Origin of the sequence: Paenibacillus sp. M-152 (genome assembly GCF_003856555.1) — a bacterium.
Classification (GTDB): Bacteria; Bacillota; Bacilli; order Paenibacillales; family Paenibacillaceae; genus Paenibacillus; species Paenibacillus polymyxa_C.
In genome coordinates this window covers 4670246-4693206 of record NZ_CP034141.1, presented here as the reverse complement: position 1 = coordinate 4693206, position 22961 = coordinate 4670246, and the positions used below count along the sequence as shown (strand labels likewise).

24 protein-coding genes are annotated in these 22961 nt (G+C 48.6%); 18 read left to right on the top strand and 6 right to left on the bottom strand.

Annotated elements, in window-relative coordinates:
* Window positions 1-200: 200 nt before the first annotated feature.
* The 17 genes from EGM68_RS20495 to EGM68_RS20415 all read left to right on the top strand — a co-directional run bounded on the left by EGM68_RS20495 (window position 201) and on the right by EGM68_RS20415 (window position 15452).
* A complete protein-coding gene (locus EGM68_RS20495; RefSeq protein ID WP_016324685.1) occupies window positions 201-1139 on the top strand; it encodes a glycosyltransferase family 2 protein in 939 nt (312 codons plus the stop codon).
* Window positions 1136-2071, top strand: coding sequence for a glycosyltransferase family 2 protein (locus EGM68_RS20490; RefSeq protein ID WP_025675930.1), 936 nt, complete (start codon window positions 1136-1138; stop codon window positions 2069-2071). Before EGM68_RS20495 ends, EGM68_RS20490 begins: the two co-directional genes overlap by 4 nt.
* A complete protein-coding gene (locus EGM68_RS20485) occupies window positions 2068-2868 on the top strand; it encodes a glycosyltransferase family 2 protein (RefSeq protein WP_013372837.1) in 801 nt (266 codons plus the stop codon). Before EGM68_RS20490 ends, EGM68_RS20485 begins: the two co-directional genes overlap by 4 nt.
* Window positions 2865-3596: a sugar phosphate nucleotidyltransferase gene (locus EGM68_RS20480; RefSeq protein WP_090738364.1), complete on the top strand. Its 732-nt coding sequence runs from the start codon at window positions 2865-2867 to the stop codon at window positions 3594-3596. Before EGM68_RS20485 ends, EGM68_RS20480 begins: the two co-directional genes overlap by 4 nt.
* Before the next feature lie 72 nt (window positions 3597-3668).
* Complete coding sequence (locus EGM68_RS20475; protein WP_129549924.1) at window positions 3669-5132, top strand: glycosyltransferase family 2 protein; 1464 nt, start codon at window positions 3669-3671, stop codon at window positions 5130-5132.
* A 118-nt stretch (window positions 5133-5250) separates the two neighbouring features.
* Window positions 5251-5538 (top strand): hypothetical protein, encoded by a 288-nt coding sequence (locus EGM68_RS20470; RefSeq protein ID WP_013372834.1) that lies wholly within the window; start codon window positions 5251-5253, stop codon window positions 5536-5538.
* Between the two features lie 29 nt (window positions 5539-5567).
* The gene (locus tag EGM68_RS20465) at window positions 5568-5900 is read left to right on the top strand and encodes an alpha-helical endospore appendage domain-containing protein (RefSeq protein ID WP_013372833.1); all 333 of its coding nucleotides are present in this window, start codon (window positions 5568-5570) and stop codon (window positions 5898-5900) included.
* On the top strand, window positions 5900-6250 hold the full coding sequence (locus tag EGM68_RS20460; RefSeq protein ID WP_129549923.1) for a hypothetical protein: 351 nt from the start codon (window positions 5900-5902) through the stop codon (window positions 6248-6250). Before EGM68_RS20465 ends, EGM68_RS20460 begins: the two co-directional genes overlap by 1 nt.
* A complete protein-coding gene (locus tag EGM68_RS20455) occupies window positions 6198-6557 on the top strand; it encodes a FliH/SctL family protein (RefSeq protein ID WP_155617182.1) in 360 nt (119 codons plus the stop codon). Before EGM68_RS20460 ends, EGM68_RS20455 begins: the two co-directional genes overlap by 53 nt.
* Window positions 6558-6739: 182 nt before the next feature.
* Window positions 6740-7831 (top strand): CgeB family protein, encoded by a 1092-nt coding sequence (locus EGM68_RS20450; RefSeq protein ID WP_129549922.1) that lies wholly within the window; start codon window positions 6740-6742, stop codon window positions 7829-7831.
* 33 nt (window positions 7832-7864) lie between these two features.
* Window positions 7865-8998: a CgeB family protein gene (locus tag EGM68_RS20445; RefSeq protein ID WP_040102962.1), complete on the top strand. Its 1134-nt coding sequence runs from the start codon at window positions 7865-7867 to the stop codon at window positions 8996-8998.
* A 56-nt stretch (window positions 8999-9054) separates the two neighbouring features.
* Entirely contained in the window at window positions 9055-10680 is a 1626-nt protein-coding gene (locus EGM68_RS20440; protein ID WP_129549921.1) for a glycosyltransferase, read from the top strand.
* Window positions 10681-10825: 145 nt separating this feature from the next.
* The gene (wecB, locus tag EGM68_RS20435; protein WP_129549920.1) at window positions 10826-11917 is read left to right on the top strand and encodes a non-hydrolyzing UDP-N-acetylglucosamine 2-epimerase; all 1092 of its coding nucleotides are present in this window, start codon (window positions 10826-10828) and stop codon (window positions 11915-11917) included.
* Entirely contained in the window at window positions 11910-12896 is a 987-nt protein-coding gene (locus EGM68_RS20430) for a polysaccharide biosynthesis protein (protein WP_013372825.1), read from the top strand. The genes wecB and EGM68_RS20430 overlap by 8 nt, the downstream gene beginning before the upstream one ends.
* Window positions 12893-13747, top strand: coding sequence for a dTDP-4-dehydrorhamnose reductase family protein (locus tag EGM68_RS20425; protein WP_129549919.1), 855 nt, complete (start codon window positions 12893-12895; stop codon window positions 13745-13747). Before EGM68_RS20430 ends, EGM68_RS20425 begins: the two co-directional genes overlap by 4 nt.
* Window positions 13708-14736, top strand: coding sequence for an NAD-dependent epimerase/dehydratase family protein (locus tag EGM68_RS20420; RefSeq protein WP_129549918.1), 1029 nt, complete (start codon window positions 13708-13710; stop codon window positions 14734-14736). Before EGM68_RS20425 ends, EGM68_RS20420 begins: the two co-directional genes overlap by 40 nt.
* Complete coding sequence (locus EGM68_RS20415; protein ID WP_129549917.1) at window positions 14733-15452, top strand: glycosyltransferase; 720 nt, start codon at window positions 14733-14735, stop codon at window positions 15450-15452. The genes EGM68_RS20420 and EGM68_RS20415 overlap by 4 nt, the downstream gene beginning before the upstream one ends.
* Window positions 15453-15603: 151 nt before the next feature.
* Here EGM68_RS20415 and EGM68_RS20410 read toward each other — a convergent pair whose 3' ends face one another.
* The 4 genes from EGM68_RS20410 to EGM68_RS20395 all read right to left on the bottom strand — a co-directional run bounded on the left by EGM68_RS20410 (window position 15604) and on the right by EGM68_RS20395 (window position 19745).
* Window positions 15604-15996, bottom strand: a complete 393-nt coding sequence (locus EGM68_RS20410; protein WP_129549916.1) for a hypothetical protein — start codon at window positions 15994-15996, stop codon at window positions 15604-15606.
* 211 nt (window positions 15997-16207) lie between these two features.
* Window positions 16208-17602: a glycosyltransferase family 2 protein gene (locus EGM68_RS20405; protein ID WP_129549915.1), complete on the bottom strand. Its 1395-nt coding sequence runs from the start codon at window positions 17600-17602 to the stop codon at window positions 16208-16210.
* A 12-nt stretch (window positions 17603-17614) separates the two neighbouring features.
* The gene (locus EGM68_RS20400; protein ID WP_013372818.1) at window positions 17615-18331 is read right to left on the bottom strand and encodes a glycosyltransferase family 2 protein; all 717 of its coding nucleotides are present in this window, start codon (window positions 18329-18331) and stop codon (window positions 17615-17617) included.
* 211 nt (window positions 18332-18542) lie between these two features.
* Entirely contained in the window at window positions 18543-19745 is a 1203-nt protein-coding gene (locus EGM68_RS20395) for a glycosyltransferase family 4 protein (protein WP_165264059.1), read from the bottom strand.
* Between the two features lie 362 nt (window positions 19746-20107).
* Here EGM68_RS20395 and EGM68_RS20390 point away from each other — a divergent pair, with 362 nt between their 5' ends.
* Window positions 20108-21037, top strand: coding sequence for an NAD-dependent epimerase/dehydratase family protein (locus EGM68_RS20390; RefSeq protein ID WP_129550355.1), 930 nt, complete (start codon window positions 20108-20110; stop codon window positions 21035-21037).
* A 69-nt stretch (window positions 21038-21106) separates the two neighbouring features.
* Here EGM68_RS20390 and EGM68_RS20385 read toward each other — a convergent pair whose 3' ends face one another.
* Together EGM68_RS20385 and EGM68_RS20380 are read right to left on the bottom strand one after the other, a co-directional pair.
* Entirely contained in the window at window positions 21107-21433 is a 327-nt protein-coding gene (locus EGM68_RS20385; RefSeq protein ID WP_013372815.1) for a PTS sugar transporter subunit IIB, read from the bottom strand.
* 30 nt (window positions 21434-21463) lie between these two features.
* Window positions 21464-22900 (bottom strand): glycoside hydrolase family 1 protein, encoded by a 1437-nt coding sequence (locus tag EGM68_RS20380; RefSeq protein ID WP_129549914.1) that lies wholly within the window; start codon window positions 22898-22900, stop codon window positions 21464-21466.
* Between the last annotated feature and the right edge of the window lie 61 nt (window positions 22901-22961).

Below are 22961 nucleotides of genomic sequence, written 5' to 3'. Positions count from 1 at the left end.
TATCCAAAATGATTCTTTAGACCCTAAAAACTCATTTATTTAATAGGAATAATAAGTTTTGTAAAATAAAGTCGAAAATTGCTGTGTCGAAAAGACTCCACGCTTGCCGTTACACACGGCGTTTGGACCGCATAGGTTATGTTGAACTGTCCTAATCATGCTGTTCATCTATACAGCAGCAAGGGGGGTGAGACGGGAGCATGAAAAAGCGTGGAAGAGCTGGATTCAAGATCAATCGGAGGAGGCATTCCAGGGCTTACTATCATTCTAAGATGTGGCTGCCATTCCGAATGCCGAACATGGATAAGAAGCCGATAACCCCTGATAAGAGCGAGGTTCTCGATACGGAGAGAGGGACACAGATCGGCGGAGCGCGGCCATCTGAACCGCCATCAGTGGGAAAGGTTCTCGTATCTGTCATTATTCCGGCCATGAATGAGCAAAGAACAATCGGAGCTGTGATTCGCGAAGCGCGCCATGTCCATCCACAAACAGAGGTTATCGTTGTTGAGAATGGATCACACGATAGAACGGCGAAGGTAGCTGCGGCGGCGGGGGCTCGTGTACTTTCCTTCCCGGAACCGCTCGGACATGATGTTGGCCGTCGTATTGGAGCGGAGGCGGCATCCGGACAGATCCTGCTTTTTCTGGATGGTGATATCGTCATTCCCTGCGTCAGACTTCGGCCATTTATACAGGCCGTATGTGCAGGAGCGGATGTGGTGCTGAATGATTACCATGGACCTGTGAATCGCACGCCCATACATCCTGTAGTTGAGGCAAAGCATGTATTGAATATCTTGTCGAATCGTGCTGATTTAGGGGGAGCCTCTATGACTGGTATTCCACATGCCATAAGTCAAAAGGCTTTAAAGGAAATAGGTCTAAAGTCCTTGGAAAAACCTCCGCTATTTCAAGTGATGTCCATCGTCTCCGGGTTGCGAGTGGTGACTGTACATGGAATAGCTGTCGGTAGAATGAACGCAACACGTAAAAAACAGAACGGCAAGGACCCGCTGGCAGGTGTAATTGTCCAGGATCACCTGGATGCCATTGCCTGGCTTACATCACGTCTGGGAGCACGTGCGGGATATACGGATTTGGAGCGCAAACGGATCAGAGATGAGGTGAAAACGTGACTAGAGCGTATCGCAGAAGAAAGCGTGAAGACCCGGGCTGGGGGCTAAGACGTGTACAGCGAAAACGAGAAACGACGGCTTCGATGCATAGCCGCCGGGTGAGAAAACCCACCCCTCGGGCGCAAGAAATACCCGAAGTCAATCTGACCGAGGAACGTGAAGCCCCCAGTGATATAGTATTGCAGGGGACTGCAGCAGCCGTGGTCAGCGTCTGTAATGAGGAGGCTACGATTGACCGGGTACTGGGCGAGCTGGAGAAACTTCCGCTTGCGGATATCATTGTTGTATTGAACGGCTGTACGGATGGTACGCGCTCCGCCGTAGCCAAACGTCATCCTGGTGCGACTCTCGTTGACGTACCGGATCGCCTGGGGCATGATGTTGGCCGTGCGATAGGCGCACGTCTGACGCAGGCTGATATTGTGTTGTTCGTGGACGGAGATTTGCCGATTCCAGCGTCTGATTTGCTGCCTTTTCTTCAAGCGGTCGATCAGGGAACGGATGTGGCGCTTAATGATCTGGGCAGACATTTGCCTCCTTATACCCAGCAGGACAGCGTAACACGGTGCAAAGGGTTTCTGAACCGAGTATTGCGCAGGTCGGATCTTGGAGCAAGCTCATTGACCGCTGTGCCGCATGCATTATCACGGCGTGTGCTGAATCAACTTGGGCCAGCCGTGCTTGCGGTACCGCCGAAGGCCCACGCGATGGCGATTCTGCATGGCATGATCGTGGCAGCAGTACATGCTGTCGATGTGATTAAAACAAACCGCAAGCGGACCTTCAATGTCGGGAAAGGGAACGCTATGGAGCAGTTAATCATCGGCGATCATGCAGAGGCGCTGACGGCAGTGTTTCAGGTAGCCGGGTATTCTCTGCTCGGGCCTGTTCCAACACGGGTAGACGTTGCCAAAGGGAGGAATGCACGATGAGTCTGACGAGCATCATTATTCCGACTTATAATGGCCTTCATTTATTAAAGCCGTGTATCGAGGCGATTCGAACACATACGATAGATGCACCGTATGAAATTATTGTTGTGGACAACGCTTCGAATGACGGGACGGATGATTTTTGTGCATCCGAGCGGCTAATCAGCATACGTCTTCCTGAAAACAGGGGCTTTCCGGCAGCTTGTAATATGGGGCTCCGTCTGGCTTCGGGCGATCAATTCGTCATTTTAAACAATGATGTGACGGTTACACGGGGATGGCTATCGAATATGTTGGCTGCTTTGCACAGTGAAAGCACAGTGGGACTGGTGGGACCGGTGACGAATTACATTAGCGGTATTCAGCAGATTCATGGAATAGAAGGAGATTTCGCCAGCTGTCTGAGGTATGCGGAGCAGAATAATGTAAGCAATCCCTCCAGATGGCAAGAGGTCAAGCGGCTAGTCGGGTTTTGTCTGTTGTTCCGGCGTGAGCTGCTGGAACGGATTGGATGGCTGGATGAACGATTCAGCCCCGGACATTATGAGGATGACGATTATTGTCTGCGTGCACGCGTACATGGCTATAAGCTGCTCATGTGCAACGACTGTTTTGTCTATCACCAGGGAAATGCGAGTTTCTCGCGCTCGGAAACTTCTTGGCTCGAAGAGCTGATCGAGCGGAACTATCGATTATTTATAGAAAAATGGAGCATAGATCCCAGAATGTTCATTGAAACTGGGAACGCTGCGATCCCATGCACTGAACATGCTGTCGAAGGAGGAAGGAAGATATGAAAGGGATTATTCTCGCAGGAGGAACCGGGTCGCGTCTTCATCCGTTGACTACATTACTCAACAAGCATCTGCTCCCAGTCGGCAAGTATCCCATGATCGTATATGGTATCGAAAGGCTACGGCAAGCGGGGATTACCGATATGCTCATTATTATTGGTAAACAATCGGCCGGACTGTACACTGATTTTTTAGGCAGCGGCAGTGATTATGGTGTCCAATTGACATACCGGATTCAAGAAAAAGCGGGCGGCATTGCGCAAGCTCTCGAATTGGCAAGAAGCTACATGCAGTCAGAAGAGAAGTTCACTGTTTTGCTAGGTGATAATTTGTTCAAGGAAGACTTGGGACCTGTCATCGAACGCTTCAAACAACAGCCACCGGGGAGCGCCAGGGTCTTGCTGAAAAAGGTGGCAGATGCCCGTCGTTACGGGGTGCCCGTGTTTGATCCCGAGCGCCCGGAGAGTATTACGCGGATTGAAGAAAAGCCGCAGCATCCCCAATCCAAATATTGCGTTACGGGTATCTATATGTACGATACTGCCGTATTCGATAAGATCCGGGAAATAGCGCCTTCGGCACGTGGTGAGCTTGAGATCACCGATGTTAACAACTGTTATGCTGCTGAAGGTAAGCTGGAATATGACATTTTACGGCGCTACTGGAGCGACGCAGGAACCTTCGATTCCCTTCAGGAAGCTGGAGTGAAAATGAAGGGACTTCTACCTTGATTTCAATGAAACACCATCCAGCCGGGCCAGGCATATAGTATAGGCATAATGCCACCCGGAGGAGTGAACGGCATGAAACGCCTGAGTACGCAAAGGAAACACAGCAAACGGCTCGGAAAGAAGGGCTATTGGTCAGGATATAACAGGGGCCAGGAGCAAGGCAGGAAGTTGGGGCAGGCTTCGTTCGGCAAGATTTTTGAAGGCGTAAGTATTATCATTCCGTCCTGTAATCAGCTTCAACAGCTCCGTGCTTGCATTCACCATATTGAGGAGAATACGAGCCATCCTCACGAAATTATTGTGGTAGACTGCGGCTCGACGGACGGGACACCTACCTATTTGCTCCGTAAAAGCATCGCTGTACGCTATGCGCTGTTAACAAAGGATGTTCAGATGATCGGCAGTCTGAATCAGGGACTGATGATGGCAAAAGGTACAACTATTGTCGTACTGGACCCAAACTCGATGGTGACTCCTGGCTGGCTGGACCGGTTGATGAGCTGTTTATACAGCGATTCGCGTATGGGAGTTGTCGGTCCTGTAACGAATGGTCCATTCGGAGAACAGCAGGTTGAGGTTCCTGATATGAATAAAAATGAAGTACGTCCATTTGCCATGGCCCATAATATTCCCAACCCGGATGCATGGCGAGAGACTGAAAGCCTGGCCGCATTTTGTCTACTACTACGTAGAGAAACTTTGGTAAAGACGGGATACTGGGACGAAGGGTGCCACAGTATTGAGGAAGCCCATGCAGATTGGTTGCTGCGCGTACGCTTGTTGGGGATACGTATGACAATTGCCGGAGATGCGTTTATCCATTTTGTAGAAAGTGATCGGGATACGGTTTATGGTTTTCCTCAAACGACCGAAAGAATCGGTTCAACGGAGGAAGGAAGCCGGAACCGATCCTTTTTTGTCCAAAAGTGGGGGGACGCGGATAAGCTGTTCCACCACCCGGAATTTGGAACAGCAGAGCCAGACGGCCAAGGATTATCAAGTAAGGAAGCACACTTATCAGCAGCAAGCTTTTATCCCGTCGGAGCGCTTGTTGAGGGACCGTCCGGTGCAGTATTTCGGATAGAGCCGGGAAGTAGGCTGCTGCTGCATGGAGCCAGTGCTGCGAGAGGTAAATACGTGCGTCCCGTTAGAGTGTCTCAGCTTGATTTATTGGCGCTTCCCTTGGCAGATGAGCCGGAGGCGATGGTGTCCGGCGCCGCTGATGTCCCCCCTGTAGCTGTGGCGCATGAGGAACCCTTGCCTGTGCTGGCGGCTCCTGAGCTGGGAAACATGTCCATGTTGCCCACACTTCATATCCCGGCTCAACGCAAGCGATGGATCGAGTTACTGTATGCTGAAGGTGGGCAACTGTACCAAATCGGCAACGGTTGGAAAAGACCGTTTCTGACCCTCTACGCTGTGATGAGCTGGCGGGCTGAGGACTATCCAATTCAGTTTTTGTCCTCCGAAGAATTGTCGGCATTGACGGAGAAGCAGCCTATTATTGCTCCACCAGTGCTACGAGGGCATTTGTGATGATCGAATAGGCTTTTTTAGGCGGAACCGACTACTCGCTGCGGCATACGCTGTAGTAGCGGAAAGCCCGTAGGTATTTCGTGCGTTCCGCACGGCGGAACACATAAAGGAGGGGCTTATGCATAACGAGTTAGATGATTTGCTGATCCATATTTCGCACTCGCAGCAGCAGATGTCGAGGCTGCTGGATGCGGAACGGCAGGTGGTCGTGCGCATGGCACAGATCATACATGAACTGCCGGATGAGGAGCCGCGTTTTGATGGAATTCCGGGCATTATTGATAGCTCGGGACAAGTAAACAAAAGCATTGTTGCCTATTTGAACGGTATTGCCGACCTTCAGGAAGCAATGGCTGAAATGCTCGTTCGTGTCGTGAAGGAGACGGCATACCCGGAAGAGGAGTAGTGTAACAATCGAGGGTAGGGAGTGAACACATGAGTAGGGAAAAAGCAATGATTCACATGCTGGACGCAGCCTCCAAGATGCAGCGGAATGTGTCTATGATTCTGGAGGCCAAGGCGGTCGAAGCAGAAAAAATGCGTAATTGGACGCTGAACCATCTGGCGCCTCACGCATTTGACACCGATGAAGAGCAGTTGGGACGGCCTTTGGAAATTCACGAGCAGATGGTGGAAATGCTGGAGGGATTAACCCGGCTTCAGACTGGACTATGCAGTAATCTCAAAGCATTGCTGGACCAGGATGAGCAGCAGGGTGGCGGAATGGAAGGGATGATGGGAGGCATGGGCTCGGGGGATATGAACTAATGAGCATGAGGCGTGAACGTGAGATTAAGCTGGATATGATGGAGTCTATTGCTGCCAGCCAGCACGCCGTTGCCCGGATGCTGACCAGTCTTGCGGACTTGACGCCCCATGCGGATATGTCGGCTCCCCGTCTGGAAGAGACCATCCGTATACTCAGCAACTACCAGGGAGAAATCACGAAAATGTTGGCGGGTATTCCTTTGAGAAGACAGGTATATGGGAAACCAACGAAGCCATGGCTCCATGTGCCTGTTCAAAAAAATGAAACCAAGACGAGAAAGCAAAGGAGGAGTGAAAATGAGTACAAGGTGGGAACGCACAGCTCGAGACAAAGCCCGCAAAAGACGTAAAGATGCCCGGCGTTCTAGCATTCGTAGATTAAAACGGAGAAGAAGACGTCTGCTTGCTCTTAGACGCCGTAAAAGGGGGCTTAATTCAGTACGTAGAAGACGTTCTCTTCTGCGGCGGCGGAAAAAACCTCAAGCTAACCCGGCCGCAGCTCCTTCTGCGGAGAACCCACAGCCCGTTCCTGTTGCATTAGAGCATGACCCGCAGGCATTCCAGCAGGGATATGATGCTGCTTACAATGAGGGTTTCAATTCAGGCTTTGCCAAAGGTTATGAAGATGGCCACCAGGTCGCTTACAAGGCACAGTAAACTATGAAAATCATCTATTACGGTTAACCCCCCGAAGCCTAGCAGCTTCGGGGTTATTTGCGTTTGGGCAGTTGGACGGGCAAACGCCAATTTTGTCCGGGCAGTGGCAGTCGTCCATGATGCGTTTGACCCCTGTGCATATAGTTTAGGAGTGACAGAAGTTTATCCTACAACAGGACAGGGTGAAGGATGTGAATGATCAACGAAGCGGAAATGAACGCGAAGCATACCGATGTGGCTATCGGGAAGGACGCAGAATGGGCGGTTGCACGGCTGCTCTGTCACAGGTCGTGGCAATACAACCTGCTGTTCGCCAGTTGAAAGTGTTGTATATTCCGCAAGGTTTCGCAGCTATAGACACAGGTGTGCAAGAGGCATTAAGTCAAGTATGCAGCTCATGCGCCGTCGGTACTCCTGCCACGATGCTGGCTGACGCTAAGGCTCACCGTCCAGATCTCGTACTGGTCATGAATGGGCTGCATGTGTTTCCGGACGATCATCTGGAGCAGGTACAACAAATACGAGCCATGGGCATTCGGACGGCCATATGGTTTGTAGATGATCCCTACTTTACGGAGGATACGGCGTTGATCTGTCAATCCTACGATGTCGTTTTTACGCATGAAAATTCTTGTCTGCCGTTTTATCGTGATCAGGGAGTAACGATGGTCCACTATATGCCGCTTGCTGTGTCAGCCCGTATCTTTTATCCCCGGCGGGTAGAACGTGAGCATCAGCATGATATTTGCTTCATAGGAAATGCCTTCTGGAACCGTGTGAAGCTGTTTGACTACCTTGCTCCCTTCTTGGCGGATAAAAGAGTGCTGATCGTAGGTGGGCACTGGGATCGGCTGACCCGGCGGGATGTGCTGGAACGCTTTATCCGTCCGGGTTTTATGGAGCCGGAAGAGACCGCTCGATATTATAACGGTTCCAAAATTGTCATCAATATGCACCGCCCGACAGACCCCGGACTGGATAATCGGAATACACACCAGTTGTCAGCGGAGTCCATCAATCCTCGGACATACGAAATTTCTGCTTGCGGGACGCTTCAAATGACGGATGTGCGGAAGGATCTGAGCCGTTATTACCAACCAGGCTATGACATTGAGACCTTCACGGGAGCAGAGGAACTGAAAGTGAAGCTGGACTATTATCTCAAGCATGACTGGGAACGCGAACGCATAGCTTGGCGCGCACTGCACACCACCATGCAAAAGCATAGGTACTCGAATCGTATGGAAGAATTGCTGGACAAGGCGATGGCCTAAAGTAAACACCATAAACAGTGAGGAGTGAAAGTGATGACGATATCTACGACAGGACCGTATGACCCAGCTGTTCACCAGACGGCGGCGGCCTCCTGGGAGAAGGGGAGAGCTGCGGGGATCCATGACGGATACGACGAGGGATACCTGCGCGGACGCGCTAACGCGATTGTCTCGCGAACAAAAGTAACGTTCCCTTTTCGACAGATCCATGTACTGTATGTCGTCTCGGGCAAAGGCCTTCCGTATTCTCCGCTGGATGAGGCGGTCATTACCACATTGCAGAGTATGACGGCTCAGGTTACCGTAACAGACCCGCGCCAGCCGGTAGGAGATATTGCTGCTCAGCTTCGTCCGAATCTGATGCTGGCACTGGATGGGATGGATCTACCGTTAGAGCAGGTTGCTGCAGTACGCCAGTTGGGCATTCCCACTGCCATCTGGCTGACGGACGATCCCTATTACACCGATACGACGACCAAAATGGTGACGAATTATGATTATGTGTTCACCTTAGAAATGAACTGTATAGAACTGTATCGTCAGTTGGGCTGCACGTCGGTGCACTACTTGCCATTCGGGGCATTTTTGACTCACTATTTTCCACTCAGCTCGCCTGCTTCAGTGCGACGTGAGATTGGATTTACAGGCTCAGCCTACTGGAATCGCATCTATTTCTTCAATCCGATTATGCCGCAGCTTATGGCCCGCAACATTAAAATCAATGGAATCTGGTGGGATCGTCTTCCGGATTATCAGTCGTATGGTGACAAAATTGAGCTGGGCCGCTGGATGTCTCCGGGCGAGACCAATGATACGTATAACGGTAGCAAAATCGTAATTAATCTTCATCGTTCCCATCAGGATGATTCGGTGAACAACAACTCACTGAAAATTCCGGGGATTTCGCCAAATCCCCGCACGTTTGAAATTTCCGCCAGCGGAACGTTGCAACTGACGGATACAAGAGACGATCTGGCTCGTTTTTACAAGCCAGGGGAAGAGATTGAAACTTACAGTTCTCAGCAGGAACTGCTGGAGAAGGTTGAGTTTTATTTGACGCATGAAAAGGAGCGCCGTGAGATTGCTCTGCGTGCTCTGGAACGAACCCTGCGGGAGCACACGTATGGTCACCGGATTGACCAAATGCTATCGATCATCTTCCCATAAGATACACATGACGATGGTTGCTATTTTAAAGGAGGTGAACTCCGATCAAGCCGAAAATGATGCTATTCAGCCATGTCAGCAACGTCCGCAGCATTACAGGGGCGGAAAAGCTGCTACTGCATTTTTGTCTAGACATGCGTACGTATTTCGATTGCATTCTCGTAACGCCTGGTGAAGGGCGGCTGACCTCAATGGCCCGCAAGCGCGGGATAGCTGTACAGACTCAGAATTTGTTCATGCTGCATGGCATGTATACCCCCTATGAGGGATTGGCGCAGGATGCGGAGAATTTGCGGAACCATGTGGCGTATGCACCACTGCACCAGATGCTTCGGCATGCTCGACCTGATGTGGTGCTGGTCAATACCTGTGTGAACGTCATGCCCGCAATGGTTGCCCAAGAGCTTAATATCCCGGTCATCTGGAAAATAACCGAGGTCATTAACCAGAATGCGCATACGCCGATTTCTGTTTCGATTATCGAGCGTTATAGCCAGTGGGTCATTGGCATTTCGCAGGCTGTTATGCGCCCTTTGCATGGCGGGGGATTGACACGTCCGCATACGATGTTGCCTCCTTGCCGGGATATGAATATGCCGTCTCCCAAAGAGTATGTGCTGGAGCGGAGAAGGAAACGTGAAAAGCTGGGACTGCGAGATTTTCATATCTGCATTGGTTATATTTCTTCCTTTATCTACGAAGCCAAAGGGCTATTGCCTTTTGTCCACATGGCTCTAAAGCTGTGTGAAACCAATTCACGGTGCCGTTTCTGGATCATCGGTAGCTCAGTGGATTCCGAGTATTACGTAAAATGTGTCTCTTTGATTCGCCAGTCTCGTTATAGCCGCCGCTTCCAATTTAGTTCATTCGAGGAATCTGTTTCAACAGCCTATAGCGCAATGGATATTGTGGTGATCCCTAGTATGGTGGAGGAAGGCTTTGGTATGACGGCTCTGGAGGGTCTGGTGTACGGCAAGCCCGTAGTAGCCTTTGCGCAGGGCGGACTTGTGGAATTAATGGAGGCGACCGGAAATGCAGATTTTTTGGTAGAGCCAGGCAACAGCGATATGCTGGCGCAAAAAGTAGGCTATCTGCTCGATCATTCCGAGGAAGCGGAACGAATTGGTGTGCGTAACAACAGTGCGGCTACGCGTGTCTACGGACCTGATTCCTACCGAAGCAGTCTGCACGTCATGGTCAGTCAATGGGTATGTCATCATCCGCATTGGTTCCCGTTGATTCAGCAGCCGGGTGGTCCGGTATGGACGAGGGAAGGCGAAGGCCTGCGTCAGGTCACTGCAATACCGGAGGCTTATCTCAACACCGTTCGAGAATTTCCCGAATCGGTCGTTAATCAACTACCGGTGCTGGGTCTGCCGCCAATCGAATATGCAGCCATTCAGGGTCTGCCACAACCAGTCCCCCCTTTGCCTGAGCCAACATCTGAGTTGCCTCGCCGCAAACCTAGTATTCGGGCAAGATGCCCAAAGGGCCACAAGCATACCAAACTGCGGAGTCGCAGGTACAAGAGAAGCGCTGGCAGAAGCCGTCTCAAGAAAATTCACGGGTCCCCATTATATCGAAGATCCAAGTCCAGACAGAAGCTCAAGCGGAAATTCAAGCTCCAGTCAAGGCGATCGAAAGCGCACAAGCAGAAGCGAGTCACACTCAAGGCCAGATAGCATTCCAAACAACGGTCCGGGTGAAATACGCCGGACCGCTTGAGATGAACGATAAGTCGGAGCACAGCCAGTCTGCTGGATGGCTATTATTCATTGAACTCCACAATTCAATGAAACAACGACAGCAAAGGTGGGTTCCAAAACCATGAAAATATTGACCGTGCTCGGCACAAGACCGGAGATTATACGGCTCAGCCTGATTATTCCGAAGCTGGACCACTATGCAGATGAACATGTGCTTGTGCATACGGGCCAAAATTATACGGAAAGCCTGAGCGGACAATTCTTCCGCGATCTGGGTTTGCGCGCCCCGGATTATGTGCTTCAGGAGAAAGCGGGAACGCTGGGCAAACAACTGTCTGCCATGTACTCGCAGATGGAGGACATTTTAAATAAGGAACGCCCAGATCATGTACTATTGCTCGGTGATACGAACAGCGCCTTATGTGCCCTGCTTGCGGAACGTATGGGTTACCCAGTTGTGCATATGGAGGCAGGGAACCGCTGTTATGATCTGGATGTGCCAGAGGAGAAGAACCGGCGCGTCATCGACGCGATTTCTACCATTAATATGCCGTATACAGAGCAAAGCAAGCAGCACCTACTGCGCGAAGGCTTTCCAAGCCAACGAATTATATTGACTGGAAATCCGATCTATGAAGTAATGCAGCACTATGAGAAAGAGATATCTGGAAGCGAAATTTTGAAAAAATTAGGATTGTCGCCGGGGAAATATTTCTTGGTCACTGCCCACAGAGCTGAAAATGTCGACCATCCGCCACATTTGCTGGCTATTTTGGATGGTCTTAACCGGGTAGCCCGGCAGTTCGGGCAGCGGGTCATTTGCAGTATCCATCCCCGCACCGCCGCTCGGATCGCAAGCCACCCGCCGATCCAGCTTGATCCGCTGGTAGAATTTCACGAGCCGTTCGGCTTTTTTGACTTCGTTCTGCTGGAGCGGCATGCCCGCTGCGCTTTGACGGACAGCGGCACCGTACAGGAAGAATGCTGTGTCATGGGGGTGCCGACCGTCACGATGCGTCGTACGACCGAACGGCCGGAAACGGTAGATTGCGGCAGCAATATCGTGTCCGGTCTTGATGGCGAGGTTATAGCAACCGCGGTAGCTATAATGACCGGGATGAACCATAAGTGGCAGTGTCCCGCAGGCTATCTGGCGGAAGATGTATCGGATAAGGTAGTCAAATTTTTGCTTGGAGGGAAACGGCATGTTTGAAAACCAACGTATCTTGGTTACCGGCGGTACCGGCTCTTGGGGGCATGAGCTGGTTACCCAGTTACTGCCGCGTAACCCCAAAGAGGTCATTATCTATTCACGTGGAGAATCGAGTCAGGTTGCCATGAACAGGCAGTTTGAGGATGAACGGCTCAGCTTCTGTATTGGAGATATCCGGGATAAGGACGCGCTGGTTACCGCTTGTCAGGGTGTGGACTATGTGTTTCATTTGGCGGCTCTCAAGCACGTACCTGTCTGTGAGGATCAGCCCTATGAAGCACTCAAAACCAATGTCGTAGGCACCCAAAACGTGATTGAGGCCGCTGTCGCCAATCAGGTAAAGAAAGTTATATATATATCGACTGACAAAGCCGCGAATCCGTCCAATTTTTACGGTATGACCAAGGCGATTGGAGAAAAATTGATTGTCTACGCCAATCTGCTGAATAGTGATACACGGTTCGTGACGGTGCGAGGCGGTAATGTATTGGGCACAAACGGAAGCGTGGTGCATCTGTTTCAAAACCAGATTCGCCAAAAGGGGAAGGTTTCTATTACGGATATGAAAATGACCCGTTTTTTCCTGACCCTGCGTGATGCGATCAGTCTTCTGTTCAAAGCTTCGGTGGAAAGTGTCGGCGGGGAAATTTTTATCATGACCATGCCAACCTGTCGCATTTTGGATTTGGCTGAGGTGCTCATTGAAGATTCGGGCGTGGAAAACGTAGAAATTGTAGAGCAAGGTGTCCGTCCCGGCGAAAAAATTCATGAGATTTTGATGAGTAACTTTGAAAGCCTGACAACGGTTGTGTATGACGAGCAATATTTGGTCATTCTCCCAACGCTGAACATCCCCCAATTAAGAGACCGTTATAGTCAGTGTCCTCCGGTATCATTCAGCAGCTTTAGCTCGGAGTTTAATCTGATGTCAAAAGAGGAAATTCGAACTATCCTCCGGAGCGGGGGGTTCATTAAATGAAGCTGCTTATTTTGGGTGGTAACGGCATGGCGGGCCATGTCCTGGTCGATTATTTTCAAAATCAGGGCGGGCATAACGTCTTCTATACCACCCGTGATCCCGAAAATAAAGGCGGTCTGCTGCTGGATGTAAGAGACAGCTTTATGGTAGAGCAGTTGGTTCGCAGTGTGCGGCCAGACGTCATCATCAACGCGGTGGGTGTGCTGAATCAGTATGCCGGGAGGGATCAGATTACAGCATACCAAATCAATGGACTGTTGCCGCATCTTCTCCGGCGGACGGCGGACAGCATCGGTGCCCGACTCATTCATATCAGCACGGATTGCGTATTCGAGGGAAAGCGTGCTCCTGGTTTGTACAAGGAGACGGATCAACCTGACGGGACAAGCGCCTATGCTGTGACGAAAATACTCGGAGAAGTAAAGGCGGCAAGGCATCTGACTATTCGTACCTCTATTATCGGTCCGGAAATTCGGAGGGAAGGCATTGGTCTGCTGCACTGGTTTTTGCAGCAGAGCGGAGATGTTGACGGATATCGCCGTGTCTTTTGGAACGGAGTCACGACACTGGAATTGGCTAAAGCGATACAGGTGCTTATGAATGAGCCGCTAGACGGACTCATTCATCTGGTTCACCCCGAACCGATCAGTAAACATGATTTGCTACTGCTGTTCAAAGACATCTGGAAGAGGGAGGATATTCGGATCGTGCCGAAAGATGAGCCGGTGCAAGATCGGACGCTTCGTTCTACCCGGGCCGATCTGCTCTACGATGTTCCTCACTACAGCATCATGCTGAAGGAGCTGCTGGAATGGACAGAAGCACAGCGGAACAACGTCGGCCTGTCATAGTCATTACCGGAGCGGCAGGCTATACCGGGATGCACGCCTGCCTCTATTTTGCAAAGCTCGGCTGGGAGGTGGCGGCGCTGACTCGCACTGCCGCTTCCGCATCAAAGCTGACCTCACTGGCTGGAGAGGATGAGTATCCTAGTCCGGATGTCGGCACTCACGTCTGTATCACGCCTTATGTATGTGATTTGCTTGATAAGAAACGTCTTGGCGAAGTAATCCGCCAAATTGCACCGGATTATGTGCTTCATCTGGGTGGTAAAAATTCGGTGCCTGAATCATGGCAAAGTCCACTACTGTACATGGAATCCAATGTACTGTCCACATTGTATCTGCTGGATGTACTGCGCTCTTTCCCCAAAGTCCGAATTGTAGTGGCGGGTTCTCGCCTAAAGACGGCTTTGCAGGCACCGTATTATCCTCCGCACCCGTACAGCCTCAGCAAAAGCCTTCAAGAGGCAGTCGCGCTTTCGTGGGGTGCGCTGTTCGATCAATCCGTCATGCTGGCGGAGCCTTGCAATCTGATCGGCCCGGGTCCCTCCACCGGTTTCTGTGCACTGTTGGCAGGCTATATCGCACGCACCGAGCAGAGCGTGCGAGACGTGCAGGATGTAGAGCCCCCTGCCCACACTTCTGTTTCTGCACCGACTCCGTTTCAGGTTTCTTCACGGCATGCGCTGCGAGATTTTCTGGACGTGCGCGATGCTGTCCGAGCGTATAGCGTGCTACTGGAGCGAGGTGTTCCGGGGCGTGTATACCCTGTTTGCTCAGGCAAGATGATGCAGTTGGGGGACATCGCAGAACGCATGATTGCGTTGGCAGACATCCCTGTTGCCATACAATGGGGAGATGTGGCAGAAGAGGCGACCACGGATGTATATCAGGCAAAGGGACTAGAGGAACTGGGCTGGATGCCAACCATTCCGTTAGGGCAATCACTGAAGGATATGATTGGCTACAGTCGAGCCAGAAAGGAAGAAACGAGATGAGACCGAGTGTAACGATCGTAATTCCGTTTTATAACTGCAGGTACGTCGATCAGGCAGTGCAAAGCGCACTGGAGCAAACCTACGGCCCGCTTGAAATCATTGTCGTCGATGATGGTTCAACCACACATACTGAAATGCTTCATCCTTACCGTAAATATATCTATTATTTAGGTAAATTAAACGGTGGGACGGCCAGTGCACTTAATCACGGCATCCGACATGCCAACGGTGAATACATTGCGTGGCTCAGCTCGGATGATACCTTCCACAAGGATAAAATTAACAATCAGGTTTCCTTTATGCTGGAGCAAGGTGCACATATTTCTCACACCAACTTCAACACAATCAATGAATACAGCCAAATCACAAGATACCAGGCGGGACCGGTACTTCCGTCGATACAGGAATTTTACCGTTTTTTTCTGAAAGGTAACCCGGTAAACGGATGCACGGTTATGTTCAAAAAAGAACTGTTTACGCAGATAGGGTTGTTCAATGAGCTGTTGACGTATACCCATGATTTGGATATGTGGTACAGAGTTATACTGGCAGGATACGAGTTTCCTTTTTTAAACGAACTGCTGGTAAACTACCGCTGGCATGATGAGATGGGAACGAAAAAGCATCGACACGTCATTGAACAGGAATACTTAATTACCCAGGCACGCTACAGAACCAGCTTAACTGAGCTGCTGAACAGATTTGCAGCTATGTAGTACAAATCAAAATATTGAAAAATTTTCAGCCTGTGATCTGCAGTGCCTGTGTAGAGCACGCAGATTCACAGGCCAATTACAAATTACTAATGATGATAGGGAGAGAGACCATGTTAGTTAGAAAACAATAACTTTATCATGATTCAATCCGTTATACAGTAGCAATAACTGCCCAATCGCCGAACGGGAAGGCATGCTCTGGTACGAAATTCCCAGCAGCGTCTCTTCCTTGGGCCGCAATCGAGATATCACTGATAATTGCGGGGGCTAAGGCTGGAGATGAAACGTTGATCTGATATGCTGGCACTACAGTAGGAATCGTAAGTGTGACTACTGCCCTTGGTGCACCTAAGGCAAATGTGGTTGTAAAATACGGTACTGCCACTGTACCTGTTGGTGCACTACCAGGTGCGCTATAAGCAGTAACAACGATGGGAATGAGTGGAACAGCTGTTGTATTAGTGATACGTAGTGTAACAGAACTCGAATGGAAACTACCATCTGGATTAAGATTTTCAATTGCTCCTATCGAAAAAACAGCCATAATTTTCACCTCCTTGTAATACCAATATATGAAGAAAGAGTAGTAATAGAGTGTGTTAATATATAGAGGTGTTTAGTACAAATTAAGGAATCCCGGCTTGTCCAGTACCCGCAATTAACATTGCCCATCGACTTTTATTACCGCTGTATGTCGCGAAAAGATGATTAAACTACAGGCTGGTTCTATAAAGAACCAGCCTGTAGTTTAATCATCATAAAGCCACGATCATTGGACCTTGTGGGCTTCGGTTAAATACATCCGTCGGAAGGGGAATAGGAGGCTGTGTATGCCATCTGAACACATGGAGCTCTCTTTTACTGGGAATGGGTCGCAACCATCCGCCCTCTGCATAATATAGTCCGTGATCCGGGCCCATATACAACCGGTAATCGATCAGCTCATGCTCTTCGAAAACATTGGTATCAATAGGTGGACCAATAGGGAAAGTCTCCAGTTGCGCGAATGAAAGAGGAATCGATTCGTTGACCTCATAGCCCAGCAAACGGAACGATTCGAAATCGCGGAAGGGATAGCGCAGACCATGGCTGATCAGGTGCATACCGTTCATGGGATCTCTGGCGATGTAAACCGCTGGGAAATGCTCTCGAAGTTGGCCATTATGCAGTAACGGCTTGCCGTCGGGGATGCTGGTCACCGTGCTATCCGACAGCTGGATTACCCGATCAAGACGAAAATGAAGAGCATGAAAAGTATCAAGCGACTCGACAGGCCGCTTCAGTCCTTTCTCGATTTGATAAATATTTCCTTTGGAATCTCGAATGAGTATTCCATTAGGTAAGGAAGAATCCTTAGGTCGATGGTGCGGATGCCCCGCAGCAAACTGTCCGGGGAAAAAGTATTCATCTAATGTATAAATGAGGCGTTCAGGGTTGAAATTCCATTTTCTTAGAAATATTCGGCGATTTCTCTGTCCCCATTCAACTATATCGATTGAATTATGTGTAAAACTTGCGTTACCCTCATGATGGACATGACTGTCTCCTGCGATGAGGAGCCTTAATCCCTTTTTTAGTGTCCGATACCCGAAATCAATATCTTCATAGCCACCTCCCGGGAATGCTTCGTCTAAATACCCGATCTGACTTATCAATTGACGACGGAACAACATACAAAATCCGCTTAAAGCCGTTGCATCCCGCCAAAGTGAGGGATTAGTGACATTAAAATTTTTGCTGAATTCATGATATGTCTCTGTGGTTGAATAGGACATGGGAAGGCGTTGCATTGGCATCACCATATTGGACACAGGACCGACAATGCCAATATCCGCTGAGCTAAAAAGTGCATGAATTAAATTTTCCAGCCAATGGTGAGATACCATCGTGTCATTATTGAGCAGGAGAATAGTATCCCCTATAGATGCCTTAATACCTTGATTACAAGCTGCTGCAAATCCACGGTTAGTTTCATTCTCAATTAAACGTACATTCTCCCGACGACGTAGTTGATGTTGAGTACCGTCTGTCGATCCATTGTCAATACAGATCAATTCGTAAGGAATGGTAGTATAGCGCACGATGCTATCCAGACACCGTTCTGTTAGTTTCCAGTTGTTTAACGTAAGGATAACGATACTGACCAGCATAAAATTCTCTCCTTAAAGAGTATTCAGAACCACTTGTAATTGGTTCTGATATGTCTGTCTGATGGTTTCTAATTCCTGTACAATAGCTTGGTAATGCTGGACCGTACCCATTTGTTCATGACGACGGTAGGCAGTGAGAGGCTCATCTAAATAGTGAAATTCTGTATGGTTCAATACTACACGAATCCAAAAATCATAATCATGAGTGTATAACAGCTTCTCATTGAAGTATCCAATGTTACGAACATAATCCTTTTTCATCATCACCGTACAGCCATTTAACGGGCAGTAGGAAGAAAATGCCTCAATAAAGGAACGTACTGTTGTGAATTTGGCAGTTGCATTGCGACATATTACCTCGTTTGCTTTGTTAATGACATGATAATCGGTGAAACTGACCTCAGCTTGATGTTGCTCCATAAAATTCACTTGACGTTCAATTTTGGTCGAATAAAACATATCGTCTGAACTAAGCCAAACAGTATACTTTCCGGTGGACATTTGTATACCATAATTGAGCGCGGTTGCCGTGCCGCCGTTCATCTTTCCTAGATAATAAATGCGATCCATATAAGGGATCAAACGTTCCTGGTGCATAGTTGACCCATCATCTACAACAATAATTTCGATATTCGGATAAGTTTGATTTAAGACGCTGGCTACAGCCTGATCTACGTACGGACAGTTGAAAAACGGAATGATGACACTCACTTTCGGCAACGATTCCACGTTTCCTCACCCCGCAATCTTCATGTGCTTTCTCCCCACCATACGGTATGTTAAAACGAATTCATAATTGTGGACGATTGCCCGTGGTACTTCATTTTGGGGAGTTTATTTAAAGGAAAAAGAGGCAATTTACATCTCATTAATGTAACTGCCCCTTTTTTAGATTAGAGTGCTCAGATGTACGTTATGATCTAATTGGTGATTGAACTTTTTATTGCTGGTTCAAACCATAAACGACAGCGTCAATTTCCTGAAGCAAGTTATTAAACCGGTTTTGGAATTTATCTATGCCGAAAGATTCTATGGATGCCTCGCGATTTTTAGCTCCTATTTCCAACATGCGCTCTTTATTTTGAAGGAGGTCAACAACTATTTGCCAAAGTCCGCCCACATCACCTTTAGGCACTAAAAACTTCTCATTCCCCGTATTTTTGAGTAGCTCACCAAGTCCTGCTGAGTCATAAGCAACTACTGGTTTGCCGAATATCATCCCTTCAAGAGCAGTCATTCCAAAGCCTTCATCAATCATGCTAGGTACGACTACGATATCAAGCGCAGGGTATAATTGTTCAATGTGGCTTTCGAACGAATGAAATATAATGCGAGATGGATCTAATGTTGAATACGCCAATACTTTGCACTTATTGAAGTATTCTGTTATTTCTGGACTTCCGGCAATAAGAAATTTCACTTGAGGAAAGTGTGACATTAGCATATCGGCCATATAGATAAATTGATCAATTCCTTTATGGACGGAGATCATTCCGCTTATGAGTCCTATTAGCGTTTCGTGGTCGCCGATATTATGGGCTCCCCTCAGACAACGACGATTTTCCTCCCATCTTTCAGGGTGCAATTCAGCATCATTCCAGGAAGGATATATAAGCCTATTTTTATTATTAACTATTGAACCCTTAAAAGGTGCAAGTACTGCTTCTGATATACCGATAATCCAATCTGCATAATGATTTACCATCCGTACTGCATCAATCTGATGTGCACCTGGATACAAGATTTCGTCTATTATCCAAACAACGGGAATGCCTGCTTTTTTTGCCGCAGCCGCAGGCAATGCATTAACCGATGTGTTAACCATCACCCAATCCGGCCTGTGAACGTGCAGAAGTGTTAATAGGGATTGGTAGTAATTAGAAGATTCTTGTTTTGCAAATTCCTGATGCATAGCTGGCGATGATTCATACAAAGACCATAGCAGTGGAGAATCTTGAATGGCTATACGTATCCCCTTAGTTTCTGCTTCTATTGACAGCATGCCGCAACAGGGAACAACCAGCACAACCTCATACTGCTCGCTAAGGGTTTTAGCTAAAAAAAGTAGCCATTTCTCGGCACCCGACATTCGAGCCGGATGGCAAATATGTGAGAATAACATAACCTTAGACTTTACGCTCACGGGCTACATACCCTATGCACTTCTCGGGTATGATTGTCACCTCCTTTGGATAGGTAATTTACTATATGAGCAATGTCTATCTGTCGACACGACCATTCACCCATGTATTATTCATTGCAAGGTAGTCATATATAACAGTTTGAATTTTTATGTGAGCACTCATGCGTGTGAAATGATCGTTTTCGGTGCCTGTGTGTGCTTGCGCCTGCGCCAAGCTATGGAGCAACGCATAAAATAATGCGAAGAGGGGAGCACATATGGGCCTGTCATGCTGTCATAACAACGTGAGGGATGCATCTGTCTCCGTAGTTGCTGGTAAGGCCCAAGCGCCGACCCGTTCAGGTTTGAAAGGAGGGGCACTAGTGAAGGCTTTGGTCACCGGGGGAGCAGGGTTTATTGGTTCCCAGCTGGTACGTGCGCTTGCTGACTCGGGCATCAGAGTACATGTGCTGGATAATCTGACGACCGGGAATGCTGCAAATGTAGATCCGCGCGCGGTCATGCATATTGCAGATATTCGCAGCTCTGAAGCCAGGACGCTGCTGATTCGGGAAAGCCCGGACATTGTGTTTCATTTGGCTGCACAGGCTGATGTGCAGCATTCCATTCATCATCCTGATGAGGATGCGGATGTGAATGTGCTGGGGACGATCCATTTGTTGCAGGCTTGTCGTGAAGCGGGTGTATCGAAAATCATATTTGCCTCCACATCCGGCGTATACGGAGAGCTGCAAAAGCAATGTATTCAGGAAGACGATCCCGTGGAGCCTATTTCAGGCTACGGGCTGTCCAAGCTGACCGCAGAATCGTATATTCGGCTTTTTTATCGCTTGTATGGCTTAAACTACACGATTTTGCGTTACGGAAATGTGTATGGCCCCGGCCAGGCCGCGAAGGGAGAGGGCGGTGTAGTCGCTATTTTTATGGACCGGCTGAAAAAAGGCAGCCCCTTGCTCATTCACGGCGACGGGACGCAAACCCGTGACTTTGTGTACGTCAAGGATGTAGTCCGAGCCAATATGGCGGCTATACATGCAGCGGATCAACGCACAGTGCATGTAAGTACGGGACGAACGACGTCCATCAATCGGCTGGCCTACGATTTACTAAAGCTGCACGGTTCGTCTGTGCGGCCTGTGTATTCACCGGCGCGGGCGGGAGACATTCATCATAGCTGTCTTAGCAACGCAGTCGCCAGACATTGGCTTCATTGGGAACCGCTATTTGGCATCTCTGCCGGTCTAAAGGAAACGTATGTGAGCAGTATGGGCACGGACAAAGAAGGCATCTAGGGCTAACGAGCGCGAGGATCAAAAAAGAGACTGAGGGAACTCTCAGCCTCTTTTCAGTTTGAACAGAAATTATAGGTTCTCGCCAGCCAGCTTGAAGGCTTGATCGAGGACAGCCGCACCGTTTCCTCTACCGTAAGCCAACGTGTCAATAACATCTACAGGGATGCCATAGGGAGCTGCAATTTCAGTTACTGGCTTTTTACGCATTCGCACCTGAGGTCCGAGTAAAATAGCAATCACTGGCTCTGTCATGCCTTCCAGCTCTTCCTTAATAGTGCTTTCGGGGATCGCTTCGATGTTCAATTCTATGGATCTTGCTGCGGCTTCTTTTTTCATCTTGGAAACCAGAATGGATGTCGACATCCCCGCAGAGCATGCCAGAATGATTTTTTTCATATCAAGAGCGCCTCCAGAAATTTATTTTAACTATTTATACTCTTCATCCAGATTAGCAACAAACAAGCGTTCCTTGATAACAGATTGATACCAGTAGCCGGATTTCTTCAAATGGCGACTTCGATCATTTTCCAGGTTAATTTCCACCAGTCCATAGCGATTTTTAAAAGCATTCATAGGAGAAACATTGTCTGTGAAGGCCCACAGCATATAACCTGTACAGTTGGAGCCTGCTGCTACGGCTTGTAACGTGTAGTATAAATGCTCAGTTATAAAGTCAATGCGATAGTCGTCCTGAATGATGTGTTCCTCATTTTTAAAAACAGCTTCATTTTCAATCCCCATGCCATTTTCCGCAACAAACCACTCGATATTGTTATATTCGTTCTTGATACGCATTCCCATATCGTAAACGATTTCAGGATAAATTTCCCAGCCCCGTGACTTGTTCATTCTTTTACCCGGAAGGTCGAAATGCTCGTAGTAGTAAGAGGGGTGAAAAGGAATGTTCTCGTTCCACGCTTTACTCTGCGCTTTGACCCGGTGGGGATAATAGAGATTGATTCCAACGATGTCAACGGTATTTTCCTTAATCAAGGCCAGTTCCTCCGCCGTAGCTTCAAAGGCAATATCATGCTTGCTCATGAGCTCGAACAATTCTTGCGGGTATTCGCCTTTAATAAGCGGGTCCAGAAATACTCGATTGTAAAATAGATCATACACATGTGCTGCATACTGGTCATGAGGGGCACTGGATCGGGCATAGGTCACTTCGGGATTCAGAATAACTCCTATTTTAGCCCCGTTCTCACTATAATTTTTGGCTTTGAAAAGCTGTACACACTTCGCGGTAGCCAGCGTTTTGTTATAGTTCCATTGCATCCACTTCCGCGTATTTTGTTCATAGGGATAGCGAAGGGCATCCAGATAGACGCGAGTCTGTACAACAATGGGCTCATTAAACGTAAACCAGTGCTTGACTCGATCCCCGTACCGTTCAAACACCTTTTCCGCATATTTCACAAACAGCTCTACCACATGCTTGGAAGACCAGCCCTCATATTTGTCGAGCAAATAAGCAGGTAATTCATAGTGTTCCAGACAAATCATCGGCTCGACTCCGCTTGCAATCAACTCGTCAATGACCCTGCCCATATAATCCGCATAGGTTTCATCCACCACAATATTCTCATAATCCGTTAAGAAGCGGGACCAATTAATAGAAGTGCGATAATGAGTTAGCCCAATCTGCTTCATCAGGGCAATATCCTCGGCATAACGATTATAAAAATCGGTTGCACCTGCGGGTCCATATCCATTGTGCCAGACATAGCGGTCATTTTTGTACCATAAGTCCAGATACGAGTCTTGACCTTCCTGTTTACCGCTCCATCCCTCTGTCTGCCAGGCGGAAGCCGCTGCCCCCATAATAAAATTCGGCGGAATTTGTATTGTGTGTTTAGCCATGACATGCTTCTCCTTTTCATTCTATAGATTCCCCAAGGCGATCCTCTACGGGTGTATCTCT

What these genes read in the sequence shown, in the direction of transcription:
- EGM68_RS20495 (WP_016324685.1), top strand. Translation starts at nt 201, where the DNA reads ATGAAAAAGCGTGGAAGAGCTGGATTCAAGATCAATCGGAGGAGGCAT.
- EGM68_RS20485 (WP_013372837.1), top strand. Translation starts at nt 2,068, where the DNA reads ATGAGTCTGACGAGCATCATTATTCCGACTTATAATGGCCTTCATTTA.
- EGM68_RS20480 (WP_090738364.1), top strand. Translation starts at nt 2,865, where the DNA reads ATGAAAGGGATTATTCTCGCAGGAGGAACCGGGTCGCGTCTTCATCCG.
- EGM68_RS20475 (WP_129549924.1), top strand. Translation starts at nt 3,669, where the DNA reads ATGAAACGCCTGAGTACGCAAAGGAAACACAGCAAACGGCTCGGAAAG.
- EGM68_RS20470 (WP_013372834.1), top strand. Translation starts at nt 5,251, where the DNA reads ATGCATAACGAGTTAGATGATTTGCTGATCCATATTTCGCACTCGCAG.
- EGM68_RS20465 (WP_013372833.1), top strand. Translation starts at nt 5,568, where the DNA reads ATGAGTAGGGAAAAAGCAATGATTCACATGCTGGACGCAGCCTCCAAG.
- EGM68_RS20460 (WP_129549923.1), top strand. Translation starts at nt 5,900, where the DNA reads ATGAGCATGAGGCGTGAACGTGAGATTAAGCTGGATATGATGGAGTCT.
- EGM68_RS20455 (WP_155617182.1), top strand. Translation starts at nt 6,198, where the DNA reads ATGAGTACAAGGTGGGAACGCACAGCTCGAGACAAAGCCCGCAAAAGA.
- EGM68_RS20445 (WP_040102962.1), top strand. Translation starts at nt 7,865, where the DNA reads ATGACGATATCTACGACAGGACCGTATGACCCAGCTGTTCACCAGACG.
- EGM68_RS20440 (WP_129549921.1), top strand. Translation starts at nt 9,055, where the DNA reads ATGATGCTATTCAGCCATGTCAGCAACGTCCGCAGCATTACAGGGGCG.
- wecB (WP_129549920.1), top strand. Translation starts at nt 10,826, where the DNA reads ATGAAAATATTGACCGTGCTCGGCACAAGACCGGAGATTATACGGCTC.
- EGM68_RS20430 (WP_013372825.1), top strand. Translation starts at nt 11,910, where the DNA reads ATGTTTGAAAACCAACGTATCTTGGTTACCGGCGGTACCGGCTCTTGG.
- EGM68_RS20425 (WP_129549919.1), top strand. Translation starts at nt 12,893, where the DNA reads ATGAAGCTGCTTATTTTGGGTGGTAACGGCATGGCGGGCCATGTCCTG.
- EGM68_RS20420 (WP_129549918.1), top strand. Translation starts at nt 13,708, where the DNA reads ATGGACAGAAGCACAGCGGAACAACGTCGGCCTGTCATAGTCATTACC.
- EGM68_RS20415 (WP_129549917.1), top strand. Translation starts at nt 14,733, where the DNA reads ATGAGACCGAGTGTAACGATCGTAATTCCGTTTTATAACTGCAGGTAC.
- EGM68_RS20410 (WP_129549916.1), bottom strand. Translation starts at nt 15,996, where the DNA reads ATGGCTGTTTTTTCGATAGGAGCAATTGAAAATCTTAATCCAGATGGT.
- EGM68_RS20405 (WP_129549915.1), bottom strand. Translation starts at nt 17,602, where the DNA reads ATGCTGGTCAGTATCGTTATCCTTACGTTAAACAACTGGAAACTAACA.
- EGM68_RS20385 (WP_013372815.1), bottom strand. Translation starts at nt 21,433, where the DNA reads ATGAAAAAAATCATTCTGGCATGCTCTGCGGGGATGTCGACATCCATT.
- EGM68_RS20380 (WP_129549914.1), bottom strand. Translation starts at nt 22,900, where the DNA reads ATGGCTAAACACACAATACAAATTCCGCCGAATTTTATTATGGGGGCA.